At 62.1% G+C, this 11,412-nt stretch carries 7 protein-coding genes and 4 pseudogenes; 1 reads left to right on the forward strand and 10 read right to left on the reverse strand.

Annotated elements, in window-relative coordinates:
- Positions 1-15: 15 nt before the first annotated feature.
- From DM450_RS24260 to DM450_RS24270, 3 genes and pseudogenes are all read right to left on the reverse strand, one after another.
- Positions 16-735 (reverse strand): VirB8/TrbF family protein, encoded by a 720-nt coding sequence (locus DM450_RS24260; protein WP_006964394.1) that lies wholly within the window; start codon positions 733-735, stop codon positions 16-18.
- Positions 722-3,067, reverse strand: a pseudogene (locus tag DM450_RS24265) (VirB4 family type IV secretion/conjugal transfer ATPase); the annotation flags it as partial. The gene DM450_RS24260 and the pseudogene DM450_RS24265, both read right to left, overlap by 14 nt.
- 524 nt (positions 3,068-3,591) lie before the next feature.
- On the reverse strand, positions 3,592-4,152 hold the full coding sequence (locus tag DM450_RS24270) for a recombinase family protein (protein ID WP_099231134.1): 561 nt from the start codon (positions 4,150-4,152) through the stop codon (positions 3,592-3,594).
- A gap of 138 nt (positions 4,153-4,290) precedes the next feature.
- Between DM450_RS24270 and DM450_RS24275 the strand changes: the two genes are divergently transcribed.
- Complete coding sequence (locus DM450_RS24275) at positions 4,291-7,248, forward strand: Tn3 family transposase (protein ID WP_142639904.1); 2,958 nt, start codon at positions 4,291-4,293, stop codon at positions 7,246-7,248.
- A gap of 69 nt (positions 7,249-7,317) precedes the next feature.
- Here DM450_RS24275 and DM450_RS24280 read toward each other — a convergent pair.
- The 7 genes and pseudogenes from DM450_RS24280 to DM450_RS23815 all read right to left on the reverse strand — a co-directional run.
- Positions 7,318-7,557: pseudogene (locus tag DM450_RS24280) on the reverse strand (hypothetical protein); the annotation flags it as partial.
- Positions 7,554-7,886 (reverse strand): conjugal transfer protein TrbD, encoded by a 333-nt coding sequence (locus DM450_RS24285; RefSeq protein ID WP_026149854.1) that lies wholly within the window; start codon positions 7,884-7,886, stop codon positions 7,554-7,556. The gene DM450_RS24285 and the pseudogene DM450_RS24280, both read right to left, overlap by 4 nt.
- Positions 7,887-7,904: 18 nt before the next feature.
- Complete coding sequence (locus DM450_RS24290; RefSeq protein ID WP_006964400.1) at positions 7,905-8,285, reverse strand: TrbC/VirB2 family protein; 381 nt, start codon at positions 8,283-8,285, stop codon at positions 7,905-7,907.
- A 13-nt stretch (positions 8,286-8,298) separates the two neighbouring features.
- Positions 8,299-8,589: pseudogene (locus tag DM450_RS24295) on the reverse strand (ATPase, T2SS/T4P/T4SS family); the annotation flags it as partial.
- Between the two features lie 168 nt (positions 8,590-8,757).
- A complete protein-coding gene (locus DM450_RS24300; RefSeq protein ID WP_013039775.1) occupies positions 8,758-10,107 on the reverse strand; it encodes an IS1380-like element ISSp1 family transposase in 1,350 nt (449 codons plus the stop codon).
- Between the two features lie 129 nt (positions 10,108-10,236).
- Positions 10,237-10,833 (reverse strand): annotated as a pseudogene (locus tag DM450_RS24305) (ATPase, T2SS/T4P/T4SS family); the annotation flags it as partial.
- Positions 10,834-11,020: 187 nt separating this feature from the next.
- Positions 11,021-11,398, reverse strand: coding sequence for a helix-turn-helix domain-containing protein (locus tag DM450_RS23815; RefSeq protein ID WP_026149852.1), 378 nt, complete (start codon positions 11,396-11,398; stop codon positions 11,021-11,023).
- Positions 11,399-11,412 lie beyond the last annotated feature (14 nt).

An 11,412-nucleotide genomic window follows, 5' to 3' on the forward strand; every position in this document is an offset into this window, starting at 1 on the left:
TGATTGTCCCTCCCATCAGAGTGTGCGCGACCAAGAGAAATCTTGGACGAACACGCCCAAGGGGTTTTGCTTAATTTGTTCCTCCGTGGTGGCCGAGCTGGGCGGCGCAACGCGGATCGTGACGAGCGCGCGCATTTTCGCCGGAGGCTGGATAGGCTGGCCTTGCCGATCGCGCTCCGTCTCGGTCCAATCGACCTGCCAAGAGGTCTTGGTTTGCTGAATTACCGAGGCGATTTCGACCGACACGGTTTCCCGCGCCGCGCGGGCGAAAGGCGTATTGTCGGGATTGCCGTTGAGATAGTCGGTCATCTTTGCCAACGCCGGATCGTTCGGCGCGAGCATCCCATAGACCCGGAAAATGGCTTGCTTTTGGAGTTCAACGTCAGCCGTCACCATGCGGGCCGACTGGATGAAGGAGCCGACTTGCGCTTGCACCACGCGCGCATCGACCGGCGAAGCCACATCGGCCCGCTGGGTCGCTATCGCGTCCCCCAGCGAGTCCACGCGGACCACGTAAGGGATGAATTTCGACTGACTGCCAATCGCTATGATGCCGCCGACAGCGGCGAGGACGATCAGCATCGAAAGGATTGCCATAGTCTGCCACAAGCGCCGCGAGGCAGCGATGCCGCCCACATGCTCATTCCATTGCCGCCGCGCGTTCAGGTAGGGGTTGGGATCAACCGGGGCGCTTTCCGCAGCTCGCCGCCCCCGCAGCTTGTCAAACAGACTCATGCAGCTTCTCCGAGGTATAGGGGGCCGCCGCCGCGCGGCCGATATTAATGGTGGATTCGACGCCACGGATGGCCAGCCACTCGTTGACCCATGCCGGGCCATAGGCCGCTTCAAGGGCCTTAATGGTGGCGATGGATTCCTTGTCGGTCGCGCCGACGAAGGACAGGGCCACGGGGCCTAGCGCCAGCTCAAAGAGCCGCCGCCCCTGTTCCGAGAGATAGTAATATTGGCGCTTGGGGATGGCCGTCGCCAAGATTTCAATCTGGCGTGTATTGAGGCCCATGCGTCTGTAGAGTTGGGCGGTATCGTCATCGCGCGCATAGACGTTCGGCAGGAAAATCTTGGTCGCGGTGGACTCCACGATAACGTCAAGGATGCCCGAATTTGCGGCGTCAGACAGGCTTTGCGTTGCCATGAGAACAAGGCAGTTGGACTTGCGCAGCACCCGGAGCCATTCGCGGATTTTGGCCCGGAAGGCGGGATGCCCCAGCATAATCCATGCTTCATCAAGGATGATCGCGGCAGGCTGGCCCTTCAAAGATCGCTCGATACGCCGGAAAAGATAGAGGAGGACCGGCAGCGCGTATTTTTCACCGAGGTTCATCAGCTCCTCGACTTCAAACACGGTAAATTCCGACAGGCTCAGGCCGTCATGTTCCGCATCGAGAAGATGGCCCATAGAGCCGTCCACCGTGTAGGTGCGGATCGCCTCGCGCACCGTTTCATCCTGAATCGTGACCACAAATTCAGAGAGGGTTTTGCCCCCGCTGGCGTGCATGTTGACGATGGCGTTGCCGATTTCGTTGCGTTGCGCGGGCGTGGTCGCCACGCCGTTGAGGGCTAGGATTGTGTCGATCCAATCCATTGCCCATGCGCGATCGGACTTGGTTTCGAGGAATTGGAGCGGGCAGAAGGCGAGCTTTTCGTCATCCCCGGCGACAGTGAAATGCGCCCCGCCCACCGCCTTCGCCAGCGGGTAGAGCGACAGGCCCTTGTCGAACGCGAAAATGGACATGCCGGGATAGCGGCGGAGCTGGGCGGCGAGCAGGCCGAGCAGCGTTGACTTGCCTGCGCCCGTGGGGCCGAAGATGAAGCTATGCCCCACGTCGCGGACGTGGAGATTGAGCCGGAACGGCGTGGAGCCGTTGGTGACGCCAGACATGAGCGGGGGCGAGCTGGGCGGATACATCGGGCACGGCGCATGATCGAGGCCGGTCCATATCGAGCTGGTCGGCATCAGGTCGGCTAGGTTCATGGTGTTGATGATCGGGCGGCGGACGTTTTCGACGCCATGCCCCGGCAGCGTGCCCAAGAACGCCTCTAGGTTGTTCACCGTCTCGATACGGGCCGCGAAACCGAGTGCGTTGATAGCCTTTTCAAGCTGGCGCGCGGCCTGTTCTACCTTATCGCGGCTTTCGTCCGTCAGGACGACGACGCCGGTATAGTATCCTTGTGCGATAAGGCCGGAGTTGACTTCCTCCAGCGCATTATCGGCATCGGCCACCATCGAAAGGGCGTCCTGATCTATCTTGCCGCTGTTGGTCTGGAAAACCTGATCGAAGAAGCCGCGAACCTTTTGCCGCCACTTTTTGCGGAAATCCTCAAGGTGTTTCACAGCTTCATGGAGGTCCATAAATATGAACCGCGTGGACCAGCGATATTCAATCGGCAGCTCGCCCAGCGCCGAGAGGATGCCCGGCGTCGATTCCATCGGGAAACCTTCGATCGCTACCGTCTGGACGAACTTGTTGCCGATGCGCGGGATTACGCCCGTCCACATTTCGACACCGCCGATGATGGAATCGAGATACATCGGGTTCGAGGGCAGCACGACCGGCTGATTTTTGCCGGTGACGCAGAATTGCAGCCACCGCAAAAAGTCGTCGTGCGTCACGGTCGAGCCGTCCTCATTTTCGACCTTGTGAGCGCGAAGGCGGGTCAGCTTCACGGCCGAGGACAGACGGCTTTCAAATGTGGTGATTTCGCGCTTGAAGCGTTCAACCAGGTCGGCCGTGCGTTGCTTGTTGTTCGGCCGCTCCCGATCGTCGTCAAACATCAGCTCGACAAACTTTTGCTCCGCTATGACCGGAGGGAAGTAGGTCGCGGTAATGACGAAATAGCCCTCATACATGGTGCCGAGGGACTGGAATAATTCGCGCCTTTCCTGATCTATGGCGTCCGTCACCGGGTCAGGAAAATGCGACAGACCCGCAGCCGAGTAGGCGGCAGCAGGGCGGCGCGGCGCGTCAACGTGGATCATCCAGCCATTGCCCAGCCCGGCGAGAGCTTGGTTGATCCGAAAGCTGACCATATCGCGCTGGCGGTCGGTGGAGGGGTGACTACACGAAAGTGAGTTTTACGTACGCGATACACGAACGAATGCAGTACGATTACGGGGGAAGGCTGCTACAGGCGCCAGCGCTCATCGGAACATAGAAGGTTTTGCGGGCCAAACGAACGGTAGCGAGCCTAGGATAAAGCCCAAAAACGTTGCCTGAAGCGGCACCGAAAAGCCAAATGCCGGAATGCTCAAAGCTACCAGAGCGTAGGTGTTTGCAGCGACGTCACCGATCATTATTGACGCGGCCAAAACCAATCCCGCCCGTCTGAAGCGCGATAGAAGTAGCACAATAGCAAGCGCGTCTAAGAATATCAGTGATGTCCAAAATAGCTCGAGTTGAAATGGTCCCCAATCATAGGGCCTCCATCCGTATGCTACAAAGTCTCGCGCATGATTGAAAAAACCGAGGCCGAAGCAGGCTATGTAGATTCCCATGATAACCCGAATACGTGCGTCTACGCGGGACCGCGCTGGTGTAGCGTGGTAACGGATCTGATCGATATTTGGTGCCATAGCTATTCCGCCGTTGCGCCTTCCAACGCTTTGTAAAGGGCGGTTTTTCCGATTTTAAGGCGGGCGGCGGCCTCCCGCACAGTAAGGCCTGCTGCGATGTGCGCCCGGGCCTTGCGCAGCTTGTCGGGAGTGACGACAGGGCGGCGACCGCCCTTGCTGCCGCGCTCGCGCGCGGCGCGCAGACCCGCCTGGGTGCGCTCGCGGATCAGATCGCGCTCGAACTGCGCGAGGGAGCCGAAGATGTTGAACACCAGCATGCCTCCCGGCGTGGTTGTGTCGATGTTCTCGGTGAGCGAGCGGAACCCGATGCCCCGCGACGCCAATTCACCGATCTTCTCGATCAGATGGCTCATCGAGCGGCCGAGCCGATCGAGCTTCCACACCACCAGCGTGTCGCCGGCGCGCAGATAGGCCAGCGCTTCAGCAAGACCGGGCCTGTCAGTCCTGGCGCCCGACGCATGATCGTCGAAAACACGGTCGCATCCTGCCCGCTCCAGTGCGTCGTGCTGAAGCGAGAGCTTCTGGTCGGGGGTGGATACCCGCGCATAGCCGATCAGCGCCACGGGCCGCCCCATACTGTCCGTTTTCCCATCATAATGCGATCTTGTCCGAATCGCCATCGAACGTCCAGAGTTGATGGACACATTCCCAGTGACCGTCCAACGGACGTCTGACGGACAGCGACATGGAGGGGTTCGACCTTGGCCAGAAGACACCTGCTAACCCGCGAGATGCTTGCGGGCCATTATGATCCGTCGCTCGATGAACGCGAGATCGCGCGTCACTTCACCTTGACCCGTGACGACCTCGAACTGATCGCATCCCGGCGTGGCGACGTCACCCGTCTCGGCTATGCGATGCTGATGCTGTATCTGCGCTGGCCGGGGCGCGTGCTGGAAGCCGGCGAAGTGCCGCCCATGCCGATCCTCGCGTTCGTGGCCCATCAGTTGGATGTGTCGCCCGCATCATGGCGCGACTATGCCCGCCGCGACGAAACGCGGCGGTCGCACCTCGCCGACCTGTCGCGGCGCTTCGGTCATCTCGTTTTCAGTCGTGCGGATTTCCACGCGCTGGTCGCGTTCGCCATGCCGATCGCGCAGACCGTCACCCAGTCCTCGCGGCTTGCGGGCATCGTCATCGACGAGATGCGACGCCGGCGATTGCTGCTGCCGCCCGTGACGGTGATTGAGGCGATAGTGCGACGGGCGCGGCAGCAGGCCGGAGATCTGGTCCATGACGTGCTCGCCGGAGATCTCGGCGAACCCGAACGCGCGACGCTCGACGCCCTCCTGTCGCGGCGCGACGACAAAAGCGCGACCTGGCTCTCATGGCTGCGCAACCCGCCCCTATCGCCGGCCCCGCGCAATATCCTGCGACTGATCGAACGGCTCGACCAAGTTCGCGCGCTGGGCCTGGCGGCCTCGCGCGCCGCGACCATCCCGCAGGCGGCATTCGACCGGATCGCCGACGAGGCGGCGCGCATCACGCCGCAGCATCTGGCGGAACTGCCCGACCTACGCCGTCATGCGATCCTTGTCGCTGCCGGCATCCGGCTTGAGGAAAGCCTGACCGATGCGGTGCTGACGATGATGGACAAGCTCCTGGGGAGCATGATGCGACGGGCCGAGAATCGGACCAAGGACAAGGCGATCGGCACGATCCGGTCATTGCAGGCGCAGCTTCGCCTGCTCACCGGCTCATGCCGGACATTGCTCGACGCGCGGGCGCGAGGCGTCGATTCTCTTGCCGCCATCAGTTCGATCGACTGGGAAAGGTTGGGAACGGCGGTCGTGGACGCCGAGCTACTGATCGCGCCGGAAACAATCGACCGCACGGCGGAACTGATCGAACGGCAGCGCTCGCTGCGCTCCGTGATCGGGCCGTTCCTCAACGCCTTTGAGTTTCGCGGGGCCGGTGCGGTGCAGGGCTTGCTCGATGCGGTTCGGCTGATCGCCGACATTTATCGCACCGGACGACGGCGCCTGCCCGATAACCCACCGCTCCGCTTCGTGCCGCCGTCATGGCGGCCGTTCGTGCTGCGCGATGGCGTGGTCGTCCGCGCCGCCTATGAGCTGTGCGTGCTCACCCAACTGCGCGACCGGCTGCGCGCCGGCGACATATGGGTGGCGGCGAGCCGTCATTATCGCGCCTTCGACAGCTATCTCCTGCCGCCTGCAACCTTCGATGCGATGCGCGCGCGAGGACCGCTGCCACTGGCGATCGATACTGATTTCGACAGCTTCGTCGCCGGTCGCCGCGCCAGTCTCGACACCGCGATCGAGCGGGTGACGATCCTCGCTCGACAGGGAGAACTGCCCCAGGTGCGCCTTGACGACAATGGCCTTGTCGTATCCCCGCTCAAGGCGATCACGCCGCCGGATGCAGAGAATATGCGCCGCGTCGCCTATGATCGGCTGCCACGCGTGAAGATCACCGATCTCCTTTTGGAGGTCGATAGCTGGACTGGCTTTTCCGAGTGCTTCACCCATCGCCGCTCCGGTCGCGTGGCGGACGATCGTAACGCGCTCCTGACCGTGATCCTGGCCGATGGCATCAATCTCGGGCTGACGCGCATGGCCGAGACCTGTCAGGGCGCGACCCTGCGTCAGCTCGCCCATCTGCACGACTGGCATATCAGCGAAGCCGCTTATAGCGAGGCGCTGGGGCGGTTGATCGACGTTCACCGCACCGTGCCGTTGGCCGCGCTGTGGGGCGACGGCACCACCTCTTCCAGTGACGGCCAGCTCTTCCATGCGGGCGGGCGCGGCGCCGCGATCGGCGACATCAATGCGCGCAACGGCAATGAACCCGGCGTCAGCTTCTACACCCACGTCTCGGACCAATATGATCCGTTCTCGAGCCGCGTGATCGCGGCGACCGCCGGCGAGGCTCCCTATGTTCTCGACGGGCTGCTATACCATGCCACCGGCCTGTCGATCGAAGAGCATTACACCGATACCGGCGGCGCATCCGACCATGTGTTCGGCCTCATGCCCTTCTTCGGCTACCGCTTCGCGCCGCGCCTGCGCGACCTGAAGGACCGGCGCCTGCATCTACTGCCGGGCCAGGAAGCGGGGCCGCTGCTGGCCGGTATGACCGGCGATCCGGTAGCCATCGGGCATGTCGCCGCCCATTGGGACGAACTGCTGCGCCTCACCACTTCGATCCGCAGCGGCACCGCCACCGCTTCGGCGATGCTGCGCAGATTGTCCGCTTACCCACGCCAGAACGGACTCGCGCTGGCCTTGCGCGAGGTCGGGCGGATAGAGCGCTCGATCTTCATGCTCGACTGGCTGCGCGATCTCGACCTGCGCCGGCGCACCCAGGCCGGTCTCAACAAGGGCGAGGCCCGCAACGCGCTCGCCCGCGCGCTCTTCTTCAACCAGCTCGGCGAGCTGCGCGACCGGCGGTTCGAGAACCAGACCTATCGCGCCTCCGGCCTCAATCTCCTCGTGGCCGCCATCATCCTGTGGAACACCCGCTATCTCGAACGGGCGGTCGGGGCGCTGGCGATCCCGGAGGACGTTGCGCGCCATATCGCCCCGCTGGGATGGGAGCATATCTCGCTCACCGGCGACTATCGCTGGAATGTCGAAAGCCGCCCCGATCCCGGCCAGCTCCGCCCGTTGCGCACGCCTTCCTCGCTCCTGGCCGCATGATGCCATTCACCCGCGTTCGCCAAAGGTTCCCCCCTGGCGTACGTAAAACGCACTTTCGTGTAGTCAGCCCGTGGAGCTGGCGTTATCGTCGCCCTCATAAATCCACGCGGCCATGAACGAGCCGTTCTTGCCGACGATTACGCCATCATCGACCATCGCCCCATAGTTGAGCAGATCGGCAAGCCCTTCATCCTTGGAGCGATACCGGGCCAGCTTGCGTTCGGCCGCGTTGGCGAAGGACGCAAAGGCGAGGACCGCGAGCAGGGCCGCCCCGAAGATCGCTATGACGACAGCGATTGTCTGGATCATTTTTTCTTCCCCGGTTGCCGGTAGCGGCGGAATTGCAGGCGGCCGTTCTTGCGGAAGGGCGTGGAGTGAGCCGGGTAGTAGGGGCGATAGGTGCGGTGCCGCATGTAAACGAACCGCATCAGCGGGTCCGATTTCGCCATGAGACGACAGGCCCACACGCCTGCAAACCAGATCAGCAGGCCAGCGGCCCACGCCTTCAAGGAATTGATGGCCGGAACGATCAGCGCCATCGACGCTAGGCCCGTGAGCATGACCAGCTCGCGGTCCCCACCCAAAAACAGATTGTTGCGGACGCCAGAGCGGCGAATAGGCACTGATCGCAGAGCCATGTTGACCGGCCCTCCCCTTTAGCCTGCCAGCGCGGGCGAAGCGGTGCCGGTAATCACCGCACCGCCGCCCGTGATGGAGGACAGGACCGAGTTAGCGCCGACGAGCATCGAGGCGACGAGGACGATCAGCAACAGCGTTCGCACAAAGCCGTTGAGATCGCCGCCGAAGATCAGGACACCACCGGCAACGACGATGCCGACGAGGGCGAAGGTATAACCGACGGTGCCGGTCATCGACTGGCGCACCTTGGTCAGATAGGATTCGTAAGGCAGGCCGCCCGTGGTATCCGAGGCCCAAGCCGCGTGAGGCCAGAGCAGGAGCATGACGAGCGCCAGCCCCAGCATACCCCATATGAGCGCCTTACGGCGGGCGGCGGCGTCATTCCAAAACAACGTCATATGTCATGCTCCTTCACAGTTTGCGCAAAATGTATTTCCCATCCACGAAGCCCCCGACTTCCAGCAGGCTTTCAATGCGGCGACCCTCTGGCGTGCGCGCGATGTGGACGATCAAATGCACCGCATCACCAATCAGCGGCTCAATCGGCCGTGGTGAATCGGGGTGCATACTGATGAGCATTTGGAGCCTGCTAAGGCCCGCTTCGGCGTTGTTGGCGTGCAGCGTGGCCGCTCCGCCCTCGTGGCCGGTGTTCCACGCCATGAGCAGGTCGAGGGCTTCCGGGCCGCGCACCTCGCCCACTAGCCTCTCTTATTCACGACGCTCGGTTTCGGGCCCGCTCTGGGCATTTGCTGCGGCTGGCTGTATTGCGCGGACGACCGGCATCGCTGGCGTTTGTTTCACCGCATTCGGATTGATGGGCTTTTCGGGTTGAAGGGCTGGGCTCGGAGTTCTGCGGCGCTGCCGCATGGGCTACGTCGGCGCAGGCTTCAGCCGGAGAACGAGGGCGCGGAACAGGTCGGCATCCGGACAGGCGGAAGCGAAGGCAATGCGGATGCGGCTAGCACTTTCTACGACGCGCGCAGCGACCTTGAGCAGCCGCAGGCGCAAGGTGGTAAACTCCGCGCTTGCCAGAGCAGCGGTCCTGGGCATCGCCTGCTGGATGCGCCATAGCAGCCAGTATGCGGCAGTGTGCAGTATCAGGCGCATCTGATTGGCATTGGCCGAGCGGCACGAGGTTCGGTCGCTGGCGAGCTGGGACTTGTGGCGCTTGATCAGGTTCTCGGCCTGACCACGCGCGCAGTAGAGCGTGTCGTAGATGTGCTCGGCCGATCCTGTTGCCAACGAGGTGACGACATAGCGGATGTCCATGCCCAGCGTGCTGGCCTCGATCCGTGCAACGACGCGACGCTGGCACTTCCAGGTCTTTGCCCCATAGCGGGTCTCGGCATAGTTGCGCAGGACGGGACACTGACGCTGGGCGCGCTTGACCGCGCAGGCATCGGCGACCGCAACAATGGCGGGATCGGCGCGCAGCGCTGAATTGGTGGGCAGGCCGAACACGTAATCGACGCGGGCCGCATCGCAGTAGGCCATGACCTCGGGTCGACCATAGTGCCCGTCGCCGCGGATAGTGATGTGGGTATCGGGCCAATTACGGCGCAGGTGACGCACCAGGCGTCGGATGTGCCCCGCCGCCTCCTTTCCAGAAGGCGTCTTGCCTGTGCGCAGCAGCATGGCCACCGGCCTGCCGGTCGCGGTGTCGTAGATATGGATCGGTAGGAAGCAGCGCTCCCCATGATGCCCGTTCCAGAACGAGAGCTGTTGATAGCCATGCACGACGTCGCACGTGTCGTCGATATCCAGCGTGACCGCTGTCGGAGGGGCGGGATAGCTGGCGCAGTAGATGTCGATCATCGCGGCCATCATGCTGGCCAGTTCGCGCGTAGTCGGTGCATTTTCCCACCGGCTCATCGTCGGTTGGCTGGCCAGCCCCGCGCCCGATTCCGGCAGCTTGCCGAGCGCCAGGCGGAAGCCTGGATCGTCGCGCAGAGCATCGAGATCATCGGCATCCTCATAGCCGCACGCAATCGCGAACACACGGGCACGCAGAATGTCATCCAGGCGATGGATCACCCGCGCTGGATCGCGCGGATCGGCAATACAAGCCGCCAGGCGCTGGCAAATCCCCATCGCGCGCTCGGCCTGTGCAAGCAGTAGAACACCGCCATCCGAGGTAAGCCGGCCACCGTCGAACGCAGCTGTGATTTTCTTGCGGCCGACTGCTGGGAATCCAAATGAGCTTGCGATATCATCGTTCATGGCGGGTGTGGCCCGTGGCATTTTCTGCCCTGCGGCAGGTTCGGCTTAGACACCCAGTTCCTAATTCAGATCAGAGGCTTACGCCACTCCCGCCAACCCTTCAGGACACTTTTGGTGAATAAGGCGGGCTAGGATACGATCGGGCCGCATCCGCAGCGTGGTTTTGAGCAGCGCCGTCATGGTGATTTGCGGGGACGTGTGGAACTGGACGTAGTTTTCAGCGGCGCATTGAATCTCGCCGGTATCTTCAATGATTACGAGCCGTTCGGTCGGGTCCGCGTCCACCATCCCGTTGATAATGGCATTCACTAGCGTTGTTTTGCCGCTGCCGGTGCCGCCAATCACCAGAATGTTGCGGTGCGCGCGGATAGCCTCATGGATGAGGCTGCATTGCTCCGCCGTCATAATCCCGCCCTCCACATATTGTTCGAGGGTAAAGATCGCCACGGCGCGTTTTCGGATGGCGAAGGTCGGCGCGGGCACGACCGGGGGCATCTGTCCGGCGAAGCGCGAGCCATCTATAGGAAACTCGCCTTCCAGAACCGGGGAGGCCCGCGTCACTTCCTTGTTATGATAGCCAGCGACCGCCTTGATGATCGCCTCGGCCCGGCTTGGGGCGACCTTACCGATGCAGATCATGCGTTCGCCAAGGCGTTCCAGCCATAGCTTGCCATCGGCGTTCAGGATCAGCTCAACGGTCTTGGGGTCGGCAAGCGCATCCAACATAAGCGGTTGCATGGAGCGGCGAAGCATCTCCTTCGCACGCTCTTTTACCGTATCTTGAGCGGGTTCCCCCTTGGCCTCCATGAAGCACCGTCCCTGCCAAAACAAAATGGACGCAAGGGATATACCGGAATTTTCATGGAGGCAACCAGAACGATTGCAAAGAATTAGGTTCAGATTGGGGGGATTGTCAGGACCGACGCAACTTAGCGTGGGCAGCCTTGTGCCATTGTGCTATCTGAAACGCTTGATGATCCGTGACGATAGCGGAAACGCGCTTATAACCGGGAGGAAGCCCCAGCTTTTTATCTTCTTTTGATAAGGTATCGGCTAGGCTGGCGTCCCAGCCATCGGTGCCGATAGGCGGCGGTTCCAGTAGCGCGACGAGCGGGACTTCCAGAGCATTTGCGATGGCGGCGATTGTTTCGAGCGACGGGTTTCCCTTACCGGCTGTAACGTCAGATACGAAGGACACAGACAGCCCCGCGTTCTCCGCGAGGTCTTTTTTCTTGAGCCGTCTTAAGGCCAAGAAGCGGTTAATGTTAATCGCGAGAACCTTCCGATACACAGGTTCGGTTTCTT

Origin of the sequence: Sphingomonas sp. IC081, assembly GCF_006874585.1 — a bacterium.
In the GTDB taxonomy this organism is placed as follows: domain Bacteria; phylum Pseudomonadota; class Alphaproteobacteria; order Sphingomonadales; family Sphingomonadaceae; genus Novosphingobium.